22 protein-coding genes are annotated in these 24,470 nt (G+C 35.3%); 12 read left to right on the top strand and 10 right to left on the bottom strand.

The features are described 5' to 3' along the window. Nucleotides 1-677: 677 nt before the first annotated feature. Nucleotides 678-1,742 carry a histidinol-phosphate transaminase gene (gene hisC, locus CKV71_RS10465; protein ID WP_095106536.1) on the top strand — a complete coding sequence of 355 codons (1,065 nt, stop codon included), beginning with the start codon at nucleotides 678-680 and terminating at the stop codon, nucleotides 1,740-1,742. A 138-nt stretch (nucleotides 1,743-1,880) separates the two neighbouring features. Beyond that, nucleotides 1,881-2,423, top strand: a complete 543-nt coding sequence (locus CKV71_RS10460) for a 5' nucleotidase, NT5C type (protein ID WP_095106534.1) — start codon at nucleotides 1,881-1,883, stop codon at nucleotides 2,421-2,423. Nucleotides 2,424-2,728: 305 nt separating this feature from the next. On the opposite strand, the gene CKV71_RS10455 is transcribed toward CKV71_RS10460, so the two are convergent. The 4 genes from CKV71_RS10455 to CKV71_RS10440 all read right to left on the bottom strand — a co-directional run bounded on the left by CKV71_RS10455 (nucleotide 2,729) and on the right by CKV71_RS10440 (nucleotide 7,537). Continuing rightward, a complete protein-coding gene (locus CKV71_RS10455) occupies nucleotides 2,729-4,231 on the bottom strand; it encodes a peptide MFS transporter (protein WP_095106532.1) in 1,503 nt (500 codons plus the stop codon). Between the two features lie 228 nt (nucleotides 4,232-4,459). After that, nucleotides 4,460-5,980, bottom strand: coding sequence for a peptide MFS transporter (locus tag CKV71_RS10450; protein ID WP_095106531.1), 1,521 nt, complete (start codon nucleotides 5,978-5,980; stop codon nucleotides 4,460-4,462). 159 nt (nucleotides 5,981-6,139) lie between these two features. Next, the gene (gene queF, locus CKV71_RS10445) at nucleotides 6,140-6,643 is read right to left on the bottom strand and encodes a preQ(1) synthase (RefSeq protein ID WP_095106529.1); all 504 of its coding nucleotides are present in this window, start codon (nucleotides 6,641-6,643) and stop codon (nucleotides 6,140-6,142) included. A 3-nt stretch (nucleotides 6,644-6,646) separates the two neighbouring features. After that, entirely contained in the window at nucleotides 6,647-7,537 is an 891-nt protein-coding gene (locus tag CKV71_RS10440; RefSeq protein ID WP_095106527.1) for a DMT family transporter, read from the bottom strand. 882 nt (nucleotides 7,538-8,419) lie between these two features. Between CKV71_RS10440 and nrdI the strand changes: the two genes are divergently transcribed. The 7 genes from nrdI to CKV71_RS10405 all read left to right on the top strand — a co-directional run bounded on the left by nrdI (nucleotide 8,420) and on the right by CKV71_RS10405 (nucleotide 16,489). Beyond that, nucleotides 8,420-8,812 (top strand): class Ib ribonucleoside-diphosphate reductase assembly flavoprotein NrdI, encoded by a 393-nt coding sequence (nrdI, locus tag CKV71_RS10435; RefSeq protein WP_095106525.1) that lies wholly within the window; start codon nucleotides 8,420-8,422, stop codon nucleotides 8,810-8,812. Further along, entirely contained in the window at nucleotides 8,784-10,889 is a 2,106-nt protein-coding gene (nrdE, locus tag CKV71_RS10430) for a class 1b ribonucleoside-diphosphate reductase subunit alpha (protein ID WP_095106523.1), read from the top strand. The genes nrdI and nrdE overlap by 29 nt, the downstream gene beginning before the upstream one ends. Nucleotides 10,890-11,026: 137 nt before the next feature. Next, the gene (gene nrdF / locus CKV71_RS10425) at nucleotides 11,027-12,004 is read left to right on the top strand and encodes a class 1b ribonucleoside-diphosphate reductase subunit beta (RefSeq protein WP_095106521.1); all 978 of its coding nucleotides are present in this window, start codon (nucleotides 11,027-11,029) and stop codon (nucleotides 12,002-12,004) included. Nucleotides 12,005-12,709: 705 nt separating this feature from the next. Then, nucleotides 12,710-13,666: an ABC transporter permease gene (locus CKV71_RS10420; protein WP_371684987.1), complete on the top strand. Its 957-nt coding sequence runs from the start codon at nucleotides 12,710-12,712 to the stop codon at nucleotides 13,664-13,666. Next, on the top strand, nucleotides 13,656-14,618 hold the full coding sequence (locus tag CKV71_RS10415) for an iron chelate uptake ABC transporter family permease subunit (RefSeq protein WP_095106519.1): 963 nt from the start codon (nucleotides 13,656-13,658) through the stop codon (nucleotides 14,616-14,618). The genes CKV71_RS10420 and CKV71_RS10415 overlap by 11 nt, the downstream gene beginning before the upstream one ends. Beyond that, nucleotides 14,615-15,373 carry an iron ABC transporter ATP-binding protein gene (locus CKV71_RS10410; protein WP_095106517.1) on the top strand — a complete coding sequence of 253 codons (759 nt, stop codon included), beginning with the start codon at nucleotides 14,615-14,617 and terminating at the stop codon, nucleotides 15,371-15,373. The genes CKV71_RS10415 and CKV71_RS10410 overlap by 4 nt, the downstream gene beginning before the upstream one ends. Nucleotides 15,374-15,460: 87 nt before the next feature. Next, on the top strand, nucleotides 15,461-16,489 hold the full coding sequence (locus CKV71_RS10405; RefSeq protein WP_095106515.1) for a ferrated catecholamine ABC transporter substrate-binding lipoprotein SstD: 1,029 nt from the start codon (nucleotides 15,461-15,463) through the stop codon (nucleotides 16,487-16,489). 517 nt (nucleotides 16,490-17,006) lie between these two features. On the opposite strand, the gene CKV71_RS10400 is transcribed toward CKV71_RS10405, so the two are convergent. From CKV71_RS10400 to CKV71_RS10390, 3 genes are all read right to left on the bottom strand, one after another. Further along, on the bottom strand, nucleotides 17,007-17,345 hold the full coding sequence (locus tag CKV71_RS10400) for a CHY zinc finger protein (protein ID WP_231917521.1): 339 nt from the start codon (nucleotides 17,343-17,345) through the stop codon (nucleotides 17,007-17,009). Nucleotides 17,346-17,355: 10 nt separating this feature from the next. Beyond that, on the bottom strand, nucleotides 17,356-18,282 hold the full coding sequence (murB, locus tag CKV71_RS10395; RefSeq protein WP_095106513.1) for a UDP-N-acetylmuramate dehydrogenase: 927 nt from the start codon (nucleotides 18,280-18,282) through the stop codon (nucleotides 17,356-17,358). A 78-nt stretch (nucleotides 18,283-18,360) separates the two neighbouring features. Next, the gene (locus tag CKV71_RS10390) at nucleotides 18,361-18,885 is read right to left on the bottom strand and encodes a GrpB family protein (RefSeq protein WP_095106511.1); all 525 of its coding nucleotides are present in this window, start codon (nucleotides 18,883-18,885) and stop codon (nucleotides 18,361-18,363) included. Between the two features lie 105 nt (nucleotides 18,886-18,990). On the opposite strand from CKV71_RS10390, the gene CKV71_RS10385 reads away from it, so the two are divergent. From CKV71_RS10385 to CKV71_RS10375, 3 genes are all read left to right on the top strand, one after another. After that, nucleotides 18,991-19,890 carry an EMYY motif lipoprotein gene (locus tag CKV71_RS10385; RefSeq protein ID WP_095106509.1) on the top strand — a complete coding sequence of 300 codons (900 nt, stop codon included), beginning with the start codon at nucleotides 18,991-18,993 and terminating at the stop codon, nucleotides 19,888-19,890. A gap of 129 nt (nucleotides 19,891-20,019) precedes the next feature. Continuing rightward, on the top strand, nucleotides 20,020-20,340 hold the full coding sequence (gene ytxJ / locus CKV71_RS10380; protein WP_095106507.1) for a bacillithiol system redox-active protein YtxJ: 321 nt from the start codon (nucleotides 20,020-20,022) through the stop codon (nucleotides 20,338-20,340). A gap of 228 nt (nucleotides 20,341-20,568) precedes the next feature. After that, nucleotides 20,569-21,699: a glycerate kinase gene (locus tag CKV71_RS10375; RefSeq protein ID WP_095106505.1), complete on the top strand. Its 1,131-nt coding sequence runs from the start codon at nucleotides 20,569-20,571 to the stop codon at nucleotides 21,697-21,699. A 68-nt stretch (nucleotides 21,700-21,767) separates the two neighbouring features. Here the strand turns inward: CKV71_RS10375 and pepT are convergent, their stop codons facing one another. Genes pepT through CKV71_RS10360 form a run of 3 tightly spaced genes read right to left on the bottom strand, consistent with a single transcriptional unit; the run spans nucleotide 21,768 to nucleotide 24,237 of the window. Next, nucleotides 21,768-22,997, bottom strand: coding sequence for a peptidase T (gene pepT / locus CKV71_RS10370; protein ID WP_095106503.1), 1,230 nt, complete (start codon nucleotides 22,995-22,997; stop codon nucleotides 21,768-21,770). A gap of 13 nt (nucleotides 22,998-23,010) precedes the next feature. Then, nucleotides 23,011-23,505, bottom strand: coding sequence for a threonine/serine exporter family protein (locus CKV71_RS10365; RefSeq protein WP_164711987.1), 495 nt, complete (start codon nucleotides 23,503-23,505; stop codon nucleotides 23,011-23,013). A gap of 21 nt (nucleotides 23,506-23,526) precedes the next feature. After that, a complete protein-coding gene (locus CKV71_RS10360; protein ID WP_095107320.1) occupies nucleotides 23,527-24,237 on the bottom strand; it encodes a threonine/serine exporter family protein in 711 nt (236 codons plus the stop codon). Nucleotides 24,238-24,470: the final 233 nt, after the last annotated feature.

Here is a 24,470-nt window from a genome sequence, read left to right as displayed (position 1 = left end):
AGAGGGAAAATGAAATGTCTAGTCGTTTGTGGCGCATATATATTTAAGCCCGAGGTAGCTGGAACATAATAATATATCATTTCCTCTTTCTCCCTCACGGGTAATTTAGCAGTATTTAAAAAACAAGTTTGCATTCTTATTGTGAAAAGATATATAATATAAATCAAATTATTACTAATGAATTTAAATATCAATTATATGTTTGTAACTATTGTTACTATAAGTTTGTCCGCTTTTTAAACATTGATTTTCGTATATCAAAAAACGAATAGGGAGTTGAGAACTTGTGAGTATAGGAATAATTCTAGTTATAATAATGTGTTGCGTATTTCTGCCTACAGTCATAACTATTAACGAAAAGAATAAAAAGAATAAAAAGAATAAAAAATAGTACACTAATGATTGGGATAGTCCTTTCAAAACAGACATTTAAATTAAAATGGAAGTTTTGAAGGTGTATTTTACTCATAATATCCTAAAAAAATATCAATTACTAAAATGTTTTTATCGTATTTTGATTTACTAAAAATGAATTTCGTAGTCAAAACGTAACCAATGCAATATGCAAGAACCTATAAACCTTATAGAATAAAGGGCTACACGGCGTACCCATAGATGTGATATAATATTTATTAAATTCAAAAATATCAGTCAATTTAAACGGGGGGCTTTACCACATGAAAAAACAAATTCAACAATTATCCGCATACCAACCAGGATTGTCACCACGCGCATTAAAAGAGCAGTTTGATTTAGATATCGAATTGCACAAACTTGCATCTAACGAGAATTTATATGGACCTTCTCCTAAAGCAAAAGAAGCGATTAAAGAACATGTAGATGAAGTCCTTTATTACCCTGAAACAGGTGCACCGACATTACGTAAAAAAATAGCAGAGAATTTGAATATCGATGAGAAGCGTATTTTATTTGGTGCGGGATTGGACGAAGTAATCTTAATGATTTCACGTGCTGTACTAACACCTGGAGATAAGATTGTAACGAGCCAAGCGACATTCGGACAATATTATCACAACGCCATCGTTGAGTCCGCTGAAGTTGTGCAAGTACCTTTAAAAGAAAATGGACAATTTGATTTAGAAGGAATCTTGCAAGAAATCGATGAAAATACAGCTCTAGTATGGATTTGTAACCCTAACAATCCAACAGGAACATATGTGACGCATGAAGAATTAGAAGCATTTTTAGAACAAGTACCAGGCAATGTACCAGTGCTTGTAGATGAAGCTTATTTTGAATTTATGACTGCGAAAGATTTCCCTGATACTTTGAAGCTGCAAGAGAAGTTCCCAAATGCCTTCTTGTTGCGCACTTTCTCTAAAGCATATGGATTAGCAGGTTTGCGTGTCGGTTATATTATTGCTACAGAAGAAGCGATTCACAATTATAATATTATCCGTCCGCCATTTAACGTAGGGCGCTTATCAGAATATGCGGCAGTGGCTGCTTATGAAGACCAAGATTATTTAAAAGAAATTCAAAAACGTAATGCAGAAGAACGTGAGAAATTTTTCGCTATTCCAGAAAGCAAGCATTTCTTTGATAGCCAAACTAATTTTATTTTTGTAAAAACAAAGCGACCTAAAGCATTATATGAAGCGTTACTTAAAGTCGGTTGCATTACCAGAGAATTTCCAATTGGCGTCCGTATTACAATTGGTTTTCCAGAACAAAATGCTAAGATGATTGAAGTGTTAAAGAATTTTGATTTTGAGGCGTAATTTAGAAAAATAATTATAAGAGAGCAGTACTTTGGAAATCATATGATCGATTTCAGTTCTGCTCTTTTTTCATTTACATAATAATTATAGAGATATGCTATACTCGTAATGGATAAAGAGGAAAGGAAGTTACATAGTATGGAGAGAAAATCGATTGCCATTGATATGGATGAAGTATTAGCTGATACAATTAAAGCCTTGATTGAAGAAGTCAATGCCCGTACAGATTTAGGTATCAAAGAAGCACTTTTAGACGGTAATAAAATTCGACATTTTATGCCTGAACACGAAGGTGTTTTAGATGAAGTATTAAGAGAACCTGGCTTCTTTAAAAATTTAGAAGTAATTCAAGACGCTCAAGAAGTAGTGGAAAAACTGTCGGAGCATTATGATATTTATATTGCGACTGCTGCTATGGATGTTCCAACATCATTTCATGAAAAGTATGAATGGCTGCGTACGCATTTTCCATTTTTAGATTCTCAACAATTTGTCTTTTGTGGACGTAAAAATATTGTTAAAGCTGATTATTTAATTGATGATAATCCACGTCAGTTAGAGCGTTTTACTGGCAAGTCATTAATGTATACTGCTGCACATAATATTCATAACGAAGATTTTGAGCGTGTTAATAACTGGAAAGAAGTAGAAAAGTATTTCCTGGGAAATGAAGAAATATAACTAAGGGTAAGTAGCTGAATAGAGATAATACTTCGTTGGTTCATCCGAGCTAAACTAACAAAAAGAAGGTTGAAACCACCATCTTTTCTATTCTATTTATTAAGAAGAACTGAAGATGTATTTCGCTATGTTTAAAACAATGAATCAATTGAAAGCGCGCATGAACTATATTGTGTTCGCTGCCAGAAAATAAAGAATAGCTGTGAAGAAATCTATTATGAATTCTTCACAGCTATTTTTATAAGGAGAGGGGCTAGAACAGAATAATAATCTGATTCCCTCTAAAAATAATAATATTGTGACAATTAACGGATGCCGCGCATACCTTTAACAATTTTTGGTACAAATGCTAGTGTGACTAAACCGATGACTACTGCTAAACAGCCCAAGAATAAGAAATAATTTTGGTAGCCTAAAGGTTTAATAAGTTTAACTAATGTACCATTGATTGCTTGTGCAGTAGCATTCGTTAATAACCATAAACTCATCATTTGAGAATTAAATGCCTTAGGTGCTAGTTTTACAGCAGCACTATTACCAGTCGGCGAAATACATAGCTCTCCGATTACACAAATGATATAAGATAATATTACCCAGTTTACAGTGATTTGATGACCACCGCTGCCCATCATTACAAAGGCAATCATGATATAAGAGATACCAGCTAATACAGCACCCCAAACGAATTTAGTAGCTAAACTTGGTTGACGTTCTCCCATTTTTTTCCAGATATAAGAAATAACAGGACCTAATAATACGATGAACAGTGGATTAATAGATTGGAAATAGGTTTTCCCAAAGGCTGAAGTCCATCCAAATAGGTTGATTGTCATATCTGTACCTTTGAAAGCGTAAATGTTAAGTACATTAGAACCTTGTTCTTGAATTGACCAGAAAATAACTCCGATAATGAACAAAGGAATAAATGCGATAACACGAGAACGTTCATCTGAAGAAACCTCTTTACTTCTAATCATGATCGTGAAGTAAATTATCGGCAATGCAACACCTAAGATTAATACTGTTGTACTAATCATATCGAAGGTGAATGTACCTGTAAGTACAGTAATCAATATTACGATAGCAATAATTGCTGCAACTGCTCCTACGATGATGCCATAGCATTTCTTTTCAGCTGCTGAAAGCGGGTTGGTAGGTCTTAAACCTACATTTCCTAAGTTGCGTTTGTTAAAAATCAAATAAATGACAAGTGCCACAGCCATACCAATTGCTGCAATTAAGAAGCCTTGGTGGAATTTGTGGTTGTCAGAGAATTGATTTAAAATAAGCGGTGCGACTAAGGCACCCATATTCACTGACATATAGAAAATAACAAAACCTGAATCGATACGTGAATCGTTTTCAGGGTACAAGCGACCTACAATATTAGAAATATTCGGTTTCATAAGACCAGAACCTATAATAATAAAGAACATCGACACATATAAACCAATATTTGCGAGTGGCAGACTAAGCACCACATGGCCGATGATAATCAATACGGCACCATACATAGTAGCACCACGTGTACCTGTGATTCTGTCGGCTACCCAACCTCCAATAATTGTAGTCATAAAAATAAGTGAACCATAAATAGACATTACAGATTGTGCTGTAACCTCATCCATTCCTAAACCGCCATCTTTAATGGCGTAAAACATGTAAAAGATTAAGAGTGCACGCATTCCGTAATAACTGAATCTCTCCCAAAATTCTACAAAGAAGAGTACTCCTAATCCTCTTGGATGTCCGAAGAAACCTCTTTGAGGAATTTCTTGAACATGCTGATTATGCAAATTATTCTGCAAATTAATCCCGACCTTTCTATCCTAAACGGGCTGATTATATTAGATTTTACTCTCATCAATTAATAGTTTCAATAATTTTCTAAAAATAATAATATTAACAATTTTCAGATTATTGTAGTCATCAATTTAATCTACAAATTATCAGTCAAAGTAGTGAATAAATTACTTTGGAAACAAAAGAAGCGGAGACATTATGTCCCCGCTCCACGAAATATATTTTTTAATTAATTAATGAATACCTTTCATGCCTCGTTTAACCATAGGAGAAACTACGATGAGCAAGACACCAATAACGATTGTTAATAAGCCTGAATACATAAAATACTCAGAAGGATTCATACCTTTATAAAGTACTACCAGCTGTGCGTTTAACCCTTGAGCTGTCGCATTACTCAACATCCATAAACTCATCATTTGAGCTGTAAAAGCATAAGGTGCAAGTTTAGTAGTAGTCGCTAATCCAACAGGAGAAATACAAAGTTCACCGATTGTAATAAGCAAGAAACTGAGCACGAGCCATATAGGATTGATCAGTGCTCCATGCAATCCTCCAGCTAATGGAATCATCATAATGAGATAAGATAGGCCAGCAATAATAGCGCCCATTGCAAATTTCATTACTGTAGATGGGTTACGTTTTCCTAATTTCACCCATAAAGTTGCGAATACAGGTGCTAATGCAACGATAAAGATAGGATTCAGTGATTGGAACCAAGCTGCTGGAATATCAAAATGAATTGCGCCGCCTGTAAGTTCAGACATTTTTAGTTGTGTATTTTTATCTGCAAAGTTTGCAAGAATAGTTGAACCTTGTTCTTGAATCATCCAGAATGCTACTGATGTAATATACAAAGGAATGTAACTGCGAACACGTGATTTTTCTTCAGACGTTGCTTCTTTACTCATTAACATACGAGCCACAATGAATACTGGCAAAGCAATTCCGAGAATAGTAACAAGTAAACTGAAGTTTTCGATTGTTAATGCGTTAAAAGCTTTTAAAATAATAAGATAGAGAGCGAACGCCGCTACAATCACAATAGTAATGATAGAGAATTTCTTCACATCATTTTTAGTCATAGGATTATGTACAGTCAGTCCGGCTAAATTCAAATATTTTTTGCGTTTTGTCCAATAAATTACAAGTCCGATAAACATACCGATGGCAGCAGTTGCGAAACCTGCATGGAAACCTACACGTGTTTGTAAATATCCAGTAATAATGGGTGACAACAAAGCACCTGCATTAATACCCATGTAGAAAATCGTAAATGCTGAATCTACACGTGGATCATTTTTCTCGTAAAGTTCACCAACTGTAGTTGAAATGTTCGGTTTCAAGAGTCCTGTACCAATAATTAACAGTAGTAATGCAATCATAACAGCTGTTAAATTGCCAGGTAAGCTTAAAATGATGTGACCAAACATAATAAAGATTCCGCCGACAAAGACAGCATTCTGCGTACCTGTGATTCGGTCTGCTATCCAACCGCCAATGACACCAGACATATAAATTAATGTTCCGTATAAGGCCACAATTTGCATAGCTACAGATTCATCGAGTCCAAATCCGCCTTTAGCAACTGAATAGTATAGATAGTAAACTAAAATGGCTTTCATACCATAGTAACTGAATCTCTCCCAAAATTCAGTGAAGAATAGAGTGCTTAGTCCTTTAGGATGTCCGAAGAAGCCTGTACGTGGCACACTGTTGACAACTTCTTCTCGTGTATATTGTTTTTTATTCATAAATTTCCCCCTAACTGCTTAAATGTTATTTTAAGCGATAAGGAAAAGTTATACAAGAAAATTCTGAAAATTATTGTGCTATTCATTGCACAATAATTACACAAAAAGTTTAATAATATTTGTTTGTTAAAAAAACGCCCCTGAATAGGAGCGTTAATATTAACGATTATCGATATTTTCTGGATATAAGTCATGATTCATCATACGGTATTCAGCCATCTGTTCGTATTTTGAATCTGGACGACCATAGTTAGTATAAGGGTCGATTGAGATACCGCCTCGTGGCGTGAATTTTCCCCATACTTCAATATAATGCGGATCCATTAATTCAATTAAATCATTCATAATGATATTCATGCAATCTTCATGGAAATCACCATGATTTCTGAAACTAAATAAATAAAGTTTCAATGATTTTGATTCTACCATTTTGATATTTGGAATATAGGAAATATAAATTGTCGCAAAATCTGGTTGTCCTGTAATAGGACAAAGAGAGGTGAATTCTGGACAATTAAATTTAACAAAGTAATCACGACCTTGATGCTTGTTATCAAAAGTTTCTAATACATCTGGTCTATAATCGAAATGATAAGTATTGTTTTGATTGCCTAATAACGTAATGTCTTCAAGTTCTTCTTTTTTACGTCCTTCATTTGACACTTTTTAATTCGCTCCTTTGTGTGCACGAGCAGGTTTATTTTTACGACCTTGCCGACGTGCTTTTTCAAACATATAATAACTTGCACTAATAATAATAACGTAACCGAGCGTAGCGTATAAATCTGGCGATTCACCAAAGATGACAATTCCCATGATAGCCGTAAAGATGATAGATGCATAGGTGAATATTGAAATGTCACGTGCTGGAGCATAACTGTACGCTAAGGTGATGCCGATTTGACCTACTGCAGCAGATAATCCAGCGCCGATCAGATAAACTATTTGTTTCATAGACATCGGTTCATATGTGAAGATTACAAATGGAATTAAAGCTACAATTGAGAAGAATGAAAAATAAAACACGATAGTATAAGGTGCTTCACGAGTGCTCAAGGCACGTACGCAGGTATACGCAGCTGCGGCGAAAATACCCGAGAATAAACCGCCGATTGCAGGTATCATAGCTGATGAAAATTGAGGCTGTACCACAAACAACATTCCTATAATGGCTACAATCATTGCAGTAATTTGATATTTACGTACTTTCTCATGCAAGAATACTAAACTTAACAAAATAGTCCAGAAAGGATTTAATTTCATTAAAGTATCAGCATCACTTAACAACATATGGTCTATCGCATAAATATTTAATAATACGCCGACTAAACCTAAAGTAGAACGGGTAATCAACAAGGGTTGACTACTCAATTTACCGAACATCGGTTGTTTATATTTATATAAGAAATATAAAGGAATCAACATCGCAACTAAATTACGTGCTAAAGACTTTTGAAATACAGGTAAGTCACCTGAAAGTCTGAAGAACAATGACATAAAACTAAAGCCGATTGCTGAAATGAGGATAGCAATGATGCCTTTAATTTTCGGATCCATACTTTCGCCTCTACTTTCTTCAAAACTTAACGTATATCATCTTAGCATAATTCAAATTAGTATTGCTATAAGTCCTTGCAATTCTTTAGCAGAATAGTTATAATCAAATCGAACATACGTTCTACTTAGAGGTTTGAATTTCCATATAGGATTTAAGATGTAAATAATTAAGTTTTTTAAAATAGTTGTATCAAGCTGATCAGGTCTATAATCGCAGACACTTGATTTCATAAGAAGTGCATAATTTTTGAAAAAATCAAGGGTAAAACTACAATTATTTATTTTGAGGCCTTTTTTTAAAAAACTTTTATTCCTCAACGATAGATGTGACGGTCATTACATCGATTATGACAATTTAAAAATAATTTTTGAGCAATGATTCTCTTTGAAATTACAAAGTGTGTTAGGTATAATGAATCACATAATATAGTATTGAAGAACGAAAACCAACACTATATGTTGTGGTTAAGTTGGAAAATGCTAAATTTAAAATTAACTATTTTAATGCATTTTCACACCTTATTATTTTAAAAGTACAAAGTAACGTTTAAACGATTAATTCATGATTAAAGTGTTTTTAATGGTTGAAAGCAGTTAAAATGCGTTGATATTCTTGTAAATGCGTTTAAAGTGGAACAGATAAAATGATAAGGTAAAGATTCAAATATATACAGCTCGTAAATTGAATGACCACTACATATAGTGTCAAAGGAAAGTGCATTCTAATATCATTATCAAATGCAAACATGCAGCAGTCATAAAGTCTCATTCAAGAAACAACAATAGCAATAAGACAGCCTGTCATGTTTTTTATTTATGGCTTCTGCTTTAATCTATGGAGATAAAGGATGACGCGTTCTTTATAAGAAAGCGGGTGATTCAATGAAGGTAGTTTATTTCTCATTCACAGGAAACGTAAGACGGTTTATAACAAGAACAGGCTTTGATAACACCTTAGAGATTACAAATGATAACTGTGCGGAAATACGCATAGATGAACCTTATATATTGGTCACTAGTACCATCGGATTTGGAGAAGTACCGGATGTCGTCAAGACGTTCTTGCAACATAACGGCACAATGATAAGAGGAGTAGTTGGTAGCGGTAATCGAAATTGGGGACAAAACTTCGCAAAAGCCAGCGATACAATATCCAGAGAATACCTCGTGCCTCTTTTAATGAAATTTGAAGTACAAGGAACACAAAAAGACGTTGAAGAGTTTAAAGATAAGGTGGGGCATTTTTATGAAGACAATGAACGAAAAGCAATATAATCATATTGAATTAAATAATGAGGTAACAAAGCGTAAAGAAGACGGCTTTTTCAGCTTGGAAAAAGATCAAGAAGCGCTAGAAGTTTATCTTGAAGAGATTAAAGATCATACTATTTATTTCGATAGTGAAATTGAACGTTTGCACTATCTTGTCGACAATGATTTCTATGTAGATGTATTTGCACAATACAGCGAGGAAGATTTGAAAGAATTGACTGAGTTTGCGCGCAGTATACCATTCAAATTTGCCAGCTATATGTCTGCAAGTAAATTTTTCAAAGATTATGCACTTAAAACTAACGATAAACAACAATATTTAGAAGACTATCCGCAACACGTGACGATTGTGGCACTTTATCTAGCAGATGGCGATAAAACACAAGCACGTCAATTCATTTCATCTATGATTGAACAACGCTACCAACCTGCAACACCGACATTCTTAAATGCAGGTCGTGCACGTCGAGGCGAACTTGTTTCATGTTTCTTATTAGAAGTAGATGACAGCTTGAATTCAATTAACTTTATTGATTCAACAGCGAAACAGTTGAGTAAAATCGGAGGCGGCGTAGCAATCAATTTATCTAAACTACGCGCGCGCGGTGAAGCAATTAAAGGCATTAAAGGTGTAGCAAAAGGCGTATTGCCTGTTGCAAAATCATTAGAAGGCGGTTTCAGCTACGCAGATCAACTTGGTCAAAGACCAGGAGCTGGCGCAGTATATTTAAATATATTCCATTACGATGTCGAAGAATTTTTAGACACTAAAAAAGTAAACGCAGATGAAGATATCCGCTTATCAACTATCTCTACTGGTTTAATTGTGCCTGCTAAATTCTTTGAACTGGCGAAAAAGGGCGAAGACTTCTACATGTTCGCACCACATACAGTTTATAACGAGTATGGCGTAACCTTAGATGATATTGACCTTGATAAATATTATGACGATATGGTTGCAAACCCAAATATTTTAAAACATAAAAAAGATGCACGTGAAATGTTGAATACAATTGCACAAACACAATTGCAATCAGGTTATCCTTATCTAATGTTTAAAGATAATGCAAACAAAGTTCACGCTAATTCTAATATTGGCCAAATCAAAATGAGTAACTTATGTACTGAAATCTTCCAATTACAAGAAACATCAATTATTAATGATTATGGTGTAGAAGATGAAATCAAACGTGACATTTCATGTAACTTAGGCTCATTAAATATTGTTAATGTAATGGAATCAGGTAAATTCAGAGATTCTGTACACACAGGCATGGATGCTCTAACAGTTGTAAGTGATGAAGCTAATATTCAAAATGCTCCTGGAGTGCGCAAAGCCAACAGCGAATTGCATTCAGTAGGACTAGGCGTTATGAACCTGCACGGTTATCTGGCTAAAAATCAAATCGGCTATGAATCTGAAGAGGCAAAAGACTTTGCAAATGTATTCTTTATGACAATGAACTATTACTCAATTGAACGTTCAATGCAAACTGCTAAAGAACGTGGCGAAGCTTATCAAGATTTCGATAAATCTGATTATGCGAGCGGTAAGTATTTTGAAAAGTATACGCAAGCTGACATTGTTCCTGAATATGAAAAAGTCAAAGCATTATTTGAAGGCTTAGAAATTCCAACAGCTGAAGATTGGAAAGCGCTAGAAGAAGACGTTAAAGAATATGGTTTGTATCATGCATATCGTTTAGCAATAGCGCCTACACAAAGTATTTCTTATGTACAGAATGCAACAAGTTCAGTAATGCCGATTGTAGATCAAATTGAACGTCGTACTTATGGCAACTCAGAAACATTCTATCCAATGCCATTCTTATCTCCTAAAACAATGTGGTACTATAAATCAGCATTTAACACTGATCAAATGCGTTTAATTGATTTAGTAGCTACAATTCAACAACACGTTGACCAAGGAATTTCAACGATTCTATATGTGAACTCAGAAATTTCAACACGTGAATTATCACGCTTATATGTTTATGCACACCATAAAGGATTGAAATCTCTTTATTATACACGTAATAAATTATTGAGCGTAGATGAATGTACAAGTTGTGCAATCTAACAAATTAACTTAAAAATTGAGTTGGTAATTATTAAATCGGGACGACTTTACACAATGACAGTAAGTGTGTAAGTGGTCCCGCCTTTAAGCACTTGACGATAAACTAAAATTAAATGAAGAATGGAGAATGCACTTTGATGATCGCTGTCAATTGGAACACGCAAGAAGACATGACTAATATGTTTTGGCGACAAAACATTTCCCAAATGTGGGTAGAAACAGAATTTAAAGTCTCTAAAGATATTGCAAGTTGGAAAACTTTAACACCTGAGGAACAAGATACATTTAAAAAAGCATTGGCGGGTCTAACTGGTTTAGATACCCATCAAGCAGATGATGGAATGCCATTAATTATGCTTCACACTAAAGATTTGCGTAAAAAAGCAGTTTATTCCTTTATGGCAATGATGGAACAAATTCATGCTAAAAGTTACTCTCATATTTTTACAACATTATTACCATCTAGTGAAACAAACTATTTACTAGATACATGGGTATTAGAAGAACCGCATCTAAAATATAAATCAGATAAAATTGTCGGTAATTATCATAAACTATGGGCAAAAGAAGCTTCAATCTATGACCAATATATTGCACGTGTCTCTAGTGTATTCTTAGAAACATTCTTGTTTTATTCTGGCTTCTATTATCCTTTATATCTTGCTGGACAAGGACGCATGACAACATCAGGTGAGATTATTCGTAAAATTTTACTCGATGAATCAATTCATGGTGTATTTACAGGTCTAGATGCGCAACATTTACGTAATGAACTTTCTGAGAATGAGAAGCAACGTGCTGATCAACATATGTATAAACTTTTAGAAGAGTTATATAAAAATGAAGTATCTTATACTCATAAACTATATGATGATATCGGCTTAACAAAAGACGTCTTAAATTATGTGCGCTACAACGGAAACAAGGCACTTTCAAACTTAGGATTCGAACCTTACTTTGAAGAGCGTGAATTCAATCCGATTATCGAAAATGCGTTAGACACTTCAACGAAAAACCATGACTTCTTCTCAGTTAAAGGTGATGGTTATACATTAGCTTTAAATGTTGAGCCTTTAAAAGATGAAGACTTTATTTTTGACGATGAAGAAAAATAAATAATAACAAAGAGAGCGTTGAATCTTGCTGCTGTTTAGCAGTTAGGATTCAGCGCTTTTTTAATAGAGTAATTAAAATTGTTTTACTCATGGACCGTGGCCAACTAATGACTGGTAAATCGAGCGATAAGTAATTATTGAAAAATGATGTTATTAAAAATGTAAAAGCAACAAAAGATAACAAAGTTTATGAGCTTGATCTAAAACTATGGTTCTATGCTTCAGGTTCAACTGCCACAACAATTAGAGAAATCGATGAATTAGAAAAGGTTATTAAATAAAAAATAGTTATCGAGGTTTAGAGGGAATAACTTCGAACTATTTTATGAGAATATAAAACCGAATTTAAAAAATAGCTATGAAGAAATCTATCGTTTTAGATTTCATCGTAGCTTTTTTAATATATTTTCATACGTATCGGTATGTAATTTATTATTACAAATTAATTTGTAAATTCTAAGGAGTAATTTAATTAATGTGTGAGGAGTTTTTACTTTTTGAAAGTTAAAATACATGAATATTACATATTTAATCTGAAAACATGTTAGAAAAAAATTGAAAATACAAAAACCTATTGCTAAAAAAAATTTACATGATAGGATAGATATTAAGTGATAATGATTATCATTTCCACTAACAAATACATAGAGAAAATTTCATCATATCAAGAAAGGACACAAGCAGTTTATGATTATCAGGCAGCTGATGCGCGGACCTATATTATTCTTTATTTTTATTGTCTTAAGCATCTTATCTTTATTTATCGGCGTCAGCCAACTTGGATTAGCAGATATCTTTCATTTGTCTACTGAACAACGCAATATACTATTTTCAAGCCGTGTTCCTCGGACTGTCAGCATTATTATTTCTGGAAGCTCTCTTGCTTTAGCTGGCTTAATTATGCAGCAGATGATGCAGAATAAATTTGTCAGTCCTACCACTGCAGGAACGATGGAATGGGCAAAATTAGGTATTTTAATCGCGCTCTTATTTTTCCCGCAAGCACACATTCTCATTAAACTTATCTTTGCTATATTATTAAGTATTACAGGAACATTTTTCTTTATGAAGTTGATACAGGTTATCCGCTTCAAAGATGTCATCTTCGTCCCGCTTCTCGGTATCATGATCGGCGGCATTATATCCAGTCTTACAACCTTTATTGCCTTGCGTACGAATGCAGTTCAAAGCATCGGCAACTGGTTGAACGGCAACTTCGCAGTTATTACTAGCGGTCGTTACGAAGTCTTATATCTCAGTATCCCTTTACTGATCGTGACTTATATCTTTGCCAATTATTTTACGATTGCTGGAATGGGAAAAGACTTCAGTCATAATCTCGGCGTCAATTACGAACGGATTATGATGTACGGACTAGCTATCACTGCGACAATGACTGCATTAGTCGTGGTAACTGTCGGCGCATTACCTTTTTTAGGACTAATAGTGCCTAACATTGTGTCAATTTACCGTGGCGATCATCTAAAGCACGCTTTGCCACATACCGCTTTGCTCGGTGCAATCTTCGTGCTCTTTTCTGATATCATAGGGCGATTGATTGTCTATCCTTACGAAATCAACATCGGACTTACATTAGGAGTCTTCGGTACTTTTATTTTCTTAGCCATGTTGTTGAAAGGAAGCCGCAACTATGAAAGCTAATCATCTGACAACTAAATTACTTATACTTATAACAATTACTATAATCACAGGCGTCCTTTATTTGTTTCTCGGCATTGATTGGGATATTTTAGAATATCAACTCCAAAGCCGGGTCCGTAAATTGATTTTAATGTTGCTAGTAGGGGGAGCTATCGGCACCTCGGTTATTATTTTTCAAGCGATTACGGTCAATCGATTACTGACACCTTCCATGATGGGTCTAGACGCAGTGTACATGTTTGTGAAAGTACTGCTTATCTTTGTCTTCGGAGTCCAGTCGATTGCGGTAACCAATCTTTATTTAAACTTCGCATTGACTTTAGTAGCTATGATATTATTTGCACTTTTACTGTTCCAAGTGATTTTCAAATACGGAAACTTCTCAGTGTATTTTATTTTATTAATCGGAGTGATTCTTGGAACTTTCTTTCGCAGTATCACAGGGTTTATAGAGCTAGTCATCAATCCTGAAGAGTTCTTAGCCGTTCAAAGTTCAATGTTTGCGAACTTCAATGCTTCTAATGAAAAATTAGTGGCGGTCTGCGGTGTAGTATTGATTGCATTAATTATTGTCACGATTATCATCTTGCCATATTTGGATGTTTTATTACTAGGCAAAGCACAAGCCATCAACCTTGGTGTCAATTACACCAGAGTAACACGCTTATTGATGATAATGGTAGCGGTATTGACAGCTATTGCCACAGCTTTAGTAGGACCAATTACTTTCTTAGGTTTATTAACGGTCAATGTAGCACATGAAATTATGAAGACTTACGAACATAAATTTTTATTACCGGCTACGATTTTATTAAGTTGGATCAGTTTGTTCTCAGCCGAATGGATTGTAGAACATCTCTTTGAAGCCACAACTGAAGTCAGCATTTTAATTAATCTCGTCGGTGGTACGTACTTTATTTATCTATTAATCAGTAGGAGGAACGCGCAATGATCAGTGTTGAAAACTTGAATAAATCGATTCAAGACAAGCCTATATTGCAATCGATTGATGTGACGATACAAAAGGGACGATTGACTTCTTTAATTGGACCGAATGGCGCTGGAAAAAGTACTTTGCTATCTGCTATCAGTCGGTTGATTGATATAGACTCCGGCCAAATCAAATTGGAAGAAGAGTCGCTTGAAAATTTCAAAAGTAATGAAATTGCGAAAAAGCTTTCAGTGTTAAAGCAATCCAATCATACCGAACTTAATATTACGGTAGAGCAACTTGTCGCGTTCGGACGTTTTCCTTATTCAAAAGGACGCCTTACTAAAACAGATAAAGAAAAAATTAATGAAGCTTTAGATTTGTTGCAATTACAAGAAATTAAAGACCGTAATTTGAAAACATTGTCTGGTGGTCAAAGACAACGTGCTTATATTGCAATGACTATCGCACAAGATACGGAATATATTTTATTAGATGAACCTTTAAATAATTTAGATATGAAATATTCTGTGCAAATTATGAAGACTTTACGTCAGTTAACACGTGAAGTTGGAAAAACTATTATTATCGTACTTCATGATATTAATTTTGCATCTTGCTACTCAGATGATGTAATTGCGATGAAAGATGGCCAATTGATTAAGGCAGCTCATAGAGATCAAGTTATCCAACCTGAAACTTTGAAGTGTTTATACGATATGGATGTACAAATTGAGTCCGTCAATGGTCAAAGAATCTGTCTTTATTACGATTAAACCAATAACTTTGAGAGGGGTGATGCTGAATTTTTCGCGGCAATATAAGGTGGGAACCATAGACATTTTAGGAGGAAAAAGGAAAAAATGAAGAAACTAGGCTTATTTTTATTAATTAGTATTATGTTTTTATTTGCAGCATGCGGCAATGACAGTTCATCTAAAGATGAATCTAAAAAAGGCGAGTCAGAGAACAAAACAGTTAAAATTGAAAATGATTATGAGTTAAGTGGTAAAGATCCAAAAGGCAGTGATTCTAAGCAAGTGAAAGATACTGTGGAAGTACCAGTGAATCCTAAAAATGCGATTGTCTTAGATTATGGTGCATTAGATACATTAAAAGAATTAGGAGTTGCTGATAAAGTAAAAGGTATGCCTAAAGGCGAAAACAATAGCTCTTTACCTGATTTCTTAAAAGATTTTAAAGATGATAAATACATCAACACAGGTTCTTTAAAAGAAGTAAACTTTGATAAAGTAGCACAAGCTAAACCAGAAGTTATCTTTATTTCTGGCAGAACAGCTAACCAAAAAAATATTGATGAATTCAAAAAAGCAGCACCAAAAGCTAAAGTTGTTTATGTAGGCGCTGACGATAAAGACTATGTTAAATCAATGAAGAAAAATACTGAAAACTTAGGTAAAATTTACGACAAAGAAGATAAAGCTAAATCACTGAACAAAGATTTAGATGATAAAATTGCTGACATGAAAGATAAAACTAAGAAATTCGATAAATCAGTAATGTACTTGCTTGTAAACGAAGGTGAACTTTCAACATATGGTCCTAAAGAACGTTTCGGTAGTCTTGTTTATACAACTTTAGGGTTCAAACCAGCAGATAAAGACATTAAAGCAGGACCACATGGTCAAAATGTTACTAACGAATATATCAACGAGAAGAATCCTGATGTTATCTTAGCAATGGACCGCGGCCAAGCTATCGGCGAAAAATCTACAGCTAAACAAACATTAGGCAACGATGTAATCAAAAATGTTAAAGCTATCAAAGACGATAAAGTTTACGAACTTGATCCAAAATTATGGTACTTTGCATCAGGTTCAACTACAACAACTATGAAACAAATTGATGAATTGAAAGAAGTTGTAAAATAAACTTGAAGTTAAAAGGAGTTTGAATGGGGGTACAAACTTCGAAATAGGCACCAACTTTCTAATTAAAAAGAAAGTTGGTGCATTTTATTTATGCCGGTATTAGAAAATTGTAAATTTCTTGTGTGTGGTTTAATGAATAGGAGTTATCTGGATGTTGGGATGAGTTGGCGGATATATTGGCCAAGATGGGAGCGAACGTGTCCAATAAACGGTTATATTGGCCAAGAATGCGGGCAACGTGTCCAATAAACGAATATATCGGCCAAGAATGAGGTGAACGTGTCCAATAAACGAATATATTGGGCAACATGAGAACAAATGCGTCCAATAAACTCAACGACCCCCTTTTCCAACCTTTCGCCATTCTCGTCAATTTTTACCGAAACAGAACGGCATAATTATTCCCATCACAATTCAATCAGTTTACGCTAAATTAACAAATAATAAAATATCATCTTCGCAAATTCACAAAATTAAAAGCTGAAACAACATCGAAGTCATTTCAGCTTTACTAGTTTCATAAAGTAAAATAATAAGGATAATGTGCCTCGCATCTTGGATTAAAGGCTGCATCGCAATTTGGACACTTATCAGTATTCACATATTCGCGAATGGTCATCTCATACTTACAGACGCCGCACATCACCGCTAAGACATCTTGTTCATCTTTAGACCAAGGAATGGGTTCATGATCTTCACATTCATTATGACAATGGATACAAGCGTAATACTTATCACAACATTTAAAGCGCATCGCTACCACATCAAGTGGTGTGTGATAGTGACTGCAGCGTGTTTCATCATCCAAATCTATACCATGTACGACAGGAATGCCGTTATTATCATATTCTGTCATAACTGCATCCTTAACGATGTCCTTCAGGGTGTTCTCCGATGATACGTACTTCTGGATGTAACTCTACATCAAATTTTTCTTTAACGACCTTTTGAACATGGTGGATTAGATCTTCATAATCTGTGGCTGTTCCGTTATCGACATTCACCATAAATCCAGCGTGTTTTTTCGAAACTTCTACACCGCCGATACGGTGTCCTTGCAACTCTGAGTCTTGAATCAATTTGCCGGCAAAGTGGCCAGGAGGTCGTTGGAAGACACTGCCGCAAGAAGGGTATTCAAGTGGCTGCTTCGTTTCACGACGCTCAGTCAAATCGTCCATCACAGCTTGGATATCTTCTTGATTGCCCGGTGTTAAATTAAAGGCCGCTTCAAGCACCACCAAATGCTGCTTTTGCACAATACTGCTGCGGTAACCCAATTCTAATTCATCACGAGTCAAAGTCACCAATTCACCGCGTTCATTGACGCAAACCGCATGTTCAATACAATCGCGAACTTCGCCGCCATAAGCACCTGCATTCATAAACACAGCACCGCCGACAGAACCTGGAATGCCGCAAGCGAATTCCAAGCCAGTTAAAGCATTATCACGTGCTTTACGAGAAACATCAATAATTGCAGCACCGCTTCCCGCAATAATCACATTATCTTCAACCTTTATATAATCCATCGATAATAAACTTAATACAATACCGCGGATACCACCCTCACGGATAATAATATTAGAACCATTTCCCAAATACGTTACCGGAATATTATTCATTCTCGCAAAATGATTAATCGCCTGCACTTCATCGTTAGTAGTAGGACTTAAATAAAAGTCCGCATTACCTCCAGTTTGCGTATAAGTATAACGTTTTAATGGTTCATCAACTTTAATAATTTCTTCTGGCAGAACCTTCTTCAGTTCCTTTAGGATGTCATCTTTAAGCAAGGATAGAACTCCCTTTCAATTATTTTCATCTATTTATTATACCAATGATTACCTCAATTGCGAAATACAAACTAACGGCTAATCCAAATATTGCCGAGACAATTTCGTAAATAATTTTTCTTTTTGTACCTCATATTCACGGATTGATTCAGCAGAAGCATGCAACAGTTCTTTTTCTTCTTTGAAAAGAGAGCCTAGAGAGGTGGACCGCTCTAAAGCGTCCTGCATCTGTAAATATTCCGAGTAAGCTTTAGATTCAATTTGCAAAATATGCAACCTGACTTGTTGTTTGAGTTCAATCAGATTATTGAACTTTACCATCATTACTTTTTTCTTATAGTGATGGTGGATACGGTAAAAACCCGCATAATTTAAACGTTTCTCATCTAAAGCCGTAATATCATGCAGATTATTCACACCTACCAAAATATCTAAAATCGGCTCAGTAGCATAGTTGAAATGCGCGGTTCCGCCGATATGATGCACTGATTTTACCGGCGTGTTCAATAATCCGAATAATAAATCTTCATAGTCTTTAAAAAGATTATGATACACTACTAATAAGTTCGCATCACTAATAAGCGGTTGTGTCTTTGTGTACATTGTTAACCGTCCTTTTGTAAAAGTCTTATAGGTATTATAATATGGAATCTCACATACTCAAACCTTAAACAGAGAAATTAGAGAAACAGACAGGAGTGAACGAACATGAAACCATGGCTTCTGACAATATTGCTGGTTATTGCGACCATTTCATTAGCAGCATGCGGCAATAGAACTCAGTCTGATTTAAATCAATTCGAACAATCTATGTCTGAAGTAGACAAGAAACAAAATCATGTCAAAAAGGTAATGGATGATATGCATTTGAATCGTTTGAATGAACTGAGCAAGTCAGATTTAACCGATAGAAATCAAGAAGATTTTGAACAGAGCAAGGATATGGACAAAAAGTTGATGCCAGCCTTTCATTCATATAAGGAAGCAGCGAAAGCACTTCCTGCAGATACAAAAGATGTAAAAGCCTTAAGAAGTCAATACTTGGAGGAAGTAGATCAGCAAGAGAAAGCTTTGAAAGATGATAGAGCTTATATTCATCTGTGCAACCAATCTATTAAAGCTAATGAAGATATTTTGAATTACACACGTCTTTTTGAAAAACGCCGTGCGCAATTAGAGATTAAAGTCTCAGATGCTAAAAAAGCTGGAGAAACTAAAAGTGCAGATGCACTCGTCAGCAAGTTGAAAGATAACAATAAGCAGCTACAGGATGTGGCTAAAAAATATTTGGATGCTGAAGATCCGAAACAAACGAAATCAGTCATCAAAAATAAAATAGAACCGCTGATTTCAAAACAGATAGAAGACTTGAACCAATCGAATGTAACGGATAGCGAAACTACTAAAGCACGTCAAAGTGCGATAGAAATGTATTATAGTTTGCAGAACTATTATGAAACTAGACAACAAACGATTGATTTCAGTACAAAATTAGATGACTATGATATGAATAAATTACCGTTGACAGGGAAAGACTTAAATAAGTATCATAAGCAGTATAATAAAAATTTAAAGCATTTAAAGCAAAAATTGAGTAAAAACAATTAAGAAATACACCTTTATATTAGTATTTTGGTTAACATTGAAATATAAAGTGTGTATAATTAGACACATTGAAATGTGAAAATGAAAAGGGACTATCACTTTAAGTGATAAATATTTTTAGAGGTGAATAGAATGGCTACAAAGCTGACTTCGATTGACCAGTTTAAACAGGTAATTAACGACAACAAATATGTATTTATTTTGAAACACAGCAATACTTGTCCGATTTCTGCAAATGCATATGATCAATTTAACAAGTTCTTATATGAACGTGACATTGATGGCTACTATTTAGTAGTTCAAGAACAACGTGAACTTTCAGATTATATTGCAGAAGAAACTGGTGTGAAACATGAATCACCACAAGCTTTTTACTTTGTAGAAGGAAAAGTGAAATGGCATGCGAGCCACGATGATATTAATGTTTCTTCATTAGCGCAAGCAGAAGAATAATAAAAATTAAACAAATGAATGAATAATGAAAATGCAGCTCTAAGCAAATAGATGCGAGTCGGAAGTTGAAGTATAGACGTCGCTCGTATTCTATTTAATTGCTTGGAGTTTATTTTTTTAGCAGGAATCAAAAGGGGCGTTACAGTAGGTTTTTTTCAGCAAGGACTGTATAATATTAAAGTGAATCATCAACAAAAAACATTCGGAAACTTTATTTGAGGTGACAAGATGAGAGTATTAGTTGCGATGGATGAATTTAATGGTATCGTTTCAAGTTATGAAGCCAACCGCTATGTTGAAGAAGCAGTGGCAAGCCAAATTGAAAAAGCAGACATTGTTCAGGTACCGCTATTTAATGGTCGCCATGAATTAATGGATTCTGTGTTCTTGTGGCAATCAGGTACTAAATATCGCGAAATGGTACATAATGCAGATATGAAGCAATTAGAAGCAGTATATGGCCAAACTGAAAATGGTTTAACCATTATCGAAGCAGATTTATTTTTACAAGGCGAAGCACCTATTCAGAAGCGTTCAAGTTTCGGCTTAGGTGAACTGATTAAGAGAGCATTGGATAATGACGCAGAACATTTAGTCATTTCTTTAGGTAATATTGCAAGCTTCGACGGCGGGGCTGGTATGCTCCAAGCACTTGGGGCAAGATATTACGATGACGAAGGCCAACCGATCGATACGAGAAAGGGCGCAGAGGTCTTAAAATACATTCGTCATATAGATTTAACGCAATTGCACCCGCGTTTAGCGCAAGTGCGCATTCAATTGGTATCAGACTTTGCCAGCAAAATGTACGGCAAGAATAGTGAGATTATGCAAGTTTATCCATTATTAAATATTACACGTGAAGAAGCGGCCACAATCGACAATTTAGTATGGTATTTCAGTGAAATATTGAAAAATGAAGCACATCTGCTGACAAGTACAGTAGAACGTGGCGGTGCTGGCGGCGGAGTTGCAGCATTGTTAGCAGCGTTATATGATGCTGAAATTCTGACAAGCCATCAGTTGGTGGATCAGATTACGCATTTAGAAGATTTGATTGAACAAGCGGATTTAGTGATGTTTGGTGAAGGCGTGAATGAAGCGGATCATCTGCTTGAAACTACAACTTTGCGTATTGCAGAGTTAGCGACTAAATATCATAAACCTTGTATTGCAATAAATGCAACAAATGATAAATTTGATCGTTATGAAGCATTAGGTGTAACAGGTATGTTTAATTTGTTTATGGAAATGCCTGAACACTATACAAGTTTTAAAGCGGGTATTCAAATTCGATTCTATGCTGTCCAAGCATTAAAGTTATTGAAGACGCATTTTGATGTGGAAAAGAAAGCGTAAATAATCTATAAAACAAGAGCGGGGTTGGGACAATATTATGTCCTGATCCCGCTCTTGTTTTACTTTAATTATTTTGTTGTTTGTGCAAGTTCTTCAGCAATTCCTAGAATAACTTCTACTGCACGTTCCATCACATCGATAGAAGCGTATTCGAAAGGACCGTGGAAATTATCGCAACCTGTAAAGATATTAGGTGTCGGCAAGCCCATAAATGATAGCTGAGAACCATCAGTACCGCCTCGAATAGGTTCAGTATTCGGTTCGATTCCAAGCTTTTTGAAGACGCGTTTAGGAACTTCAATCACTTCAGGAACTTCATTAATTTTTTCAGCCATATTATGATATTGATCGAACATATCGACTTCAACAGGATTATTATGATAATCTGCATTAATTTGATCGCGAATTTCTAATAAGCATGCTTTGCGTGCTTCAAAACGTTCGCGGTCATGATCGCGAATAATATATTTTAATTGGGCTTTTTCCGTACTGCCGTTAAAGTTCATTAAGTGGAAGAAACCTTCGTAACCTTCAGTTTTCTCAGGCACTTCATCTTCTGGCAGCAAGCTGTCGAAACGCTCACCTAATTTGATTGCATTGACCATTACATCCTTTGCAGAACCTGGATGCACGTTCACGCCATGACAAGTAATATTTGCTTCAGCAGCATTAAAGCTTTCGAATTGCAATTCGCCATACTGGCTGCCATCCATAGTATAAGCAAAATCTGCGTTAAAGCGGTCTACATCAAATTTATGAGGGCCGCGGCCGATTTCTTCATCAGGTGTAAAAGCAACACGGATACGTCCATGTTTAATCTCAGGATGTTCGACTAAGTAAGTCAATGCGGTCATGATTTCAGCAACACCTGCTTTATCATCAGCACCTAGTAAAGATGTACCGTCTGTAATCATTAATGTATGACCTTCTACTGATTTCATAGCAGGGAAGACATCTTGATTTAATTCACGGTCAGTATCGCCGAGTTGAATCGGTTTTCCATCGTAGTTTTCAATAATTTGCGGTTTTACATTTGAAGCATTGAAATCGTGAGAAGTGTCCACATGTGCTAAAAAACCAACTGTCGGTACTTCATCAGCAATATTGCTTTCTAATGTGGCAAATAAATAACCATTATCATCTATGTCAGTTTGTAAACCTAATTCTTCTAATTCTTGTTTCAGCAGATTCAATAAATCCCATTGCTTTTCAGTAGATGGTGTAGTTTCTGAATCTGGGTCAGATTGTGTATCAATCTCAGCATAACGTTTGAGTCTATCGATTAATTCTTGTTTCACTTTTATGCACCCCTCAACTTCTATTATTCATATTAAATGGTTTATGATATGACTTGCCTTTCATTTTACCATAATTAGCTAGGATACGATTGTAAGTATGGTAGGCAATCTCTGCACAAAGAATGCCGAATGCAATCGCTCCTGAAATTAAGGTCACTTCTAAGAAAGTATTGACAGCATGTGTGTATTGGTTTGTAACCAAGAAGCGTGTCGCTTCATATGCTGCGCCCCCAGGTACCAGCGGAATAATTCCCGGTACAATAAAAATAATAACTGGTTGGAAATAACGTTTACTCATTGCATGACTCATAATTGCTAAAATAAAACTTCCTAGAAATGAGGCAGCAACTTTACCAGTGTTCATATCCATCGCAATGACATAAATAATCCATCCCATTGCTCCAACGAAACCGCAAGCAGGCAGCAATTTACGCGGCGCATTAAAGAGTATTGAAAATAGTAAAGTAGAACAAAAACTGATTAAAAATTGAAAGATATATTGAAACAACATATTTTCAAACACGCCTTTCTAAAAGAATAGTAAAATAATTGCTACACCTGCACCGATGGCAAATGCAGTTAAAGCAGCTTCCATACCGCGAGACATTCCTGCCAGCAATTCACCGGCCATTAAATCACGGATTGCATTGGTAATCAAGATACCTGGAACTAATGGCATTACACCAGCAATGGTGATAATATCTTGGTTTACAGATAATCCAAGTTTATGGGTGACCGCAGCTACGCCTATCACTACGATGGCACTTATAAATTCAGAGAAGAATTTGATTTGAATAAATCGCTGAACATAATCAAAAGTAAGATAAGCACCAGCACCGGCAATTACTGCATAGATGAAATCTTGTGCTACGCCTCCGAACATAAATAAGAAGAAACCGCATGCAATAGATACTGCAATAAATTTCGTTAAATATGAATATTGCAATGAAGCATGTTCTAAATGTATTAATTCTGATTTTGCTTCATCAATAGACAGCTGTTTCTTAGCAATTTTACGAGAAATATTATTAGCTAACGCAATCTTTTCTAGATCGGTTGTACGATCTCGTACACGTATTAAACGCGTATTCGTACGATCATTCAAAGAAAAGATGATAGCAGTATTCGATACGAAACTATTGGTGTTATCCAAGCCGTAACTATAAGCAATACGAGACATCGTATCTTCAACACGATAAGTTTCGGCACCGCTTTCTAGTAAAATTTTTCCTGCAGTCATCACTACATCTATAACTTTGTTCTCGTCAATTATCGTAATTGCTTCTTCAGGCACCTTGCAGTTCTCCTTCTTGTAAGTATTGTTGATACTAAAAGTTTACAAGGAAGACCTGCAACTTGCAATAAAACAGGGCAGTTTGAAACACAATTGAAAAAGAAAATTTGTGAAGATATAGGAGTAGAAGAGAGAGTTGAAATTAAAAAAGCAGCCTCATGAGCATTTCATAAGACTGC

This window comes from Staphylococcus piscifermentans (assembly GCF_900186985.1).
Lineage (GTDB): Bacteria > Bacillota > Bacilli > Staphylococcales > Staphylococcaceae > Staphylococcus > Staphylococcus piscifermentans.
The sequence above is the reverse complement of the archived record's forward strand: the minus strand, read 5'-3'. Positions and strand labels throughout refer to the sequence as shown.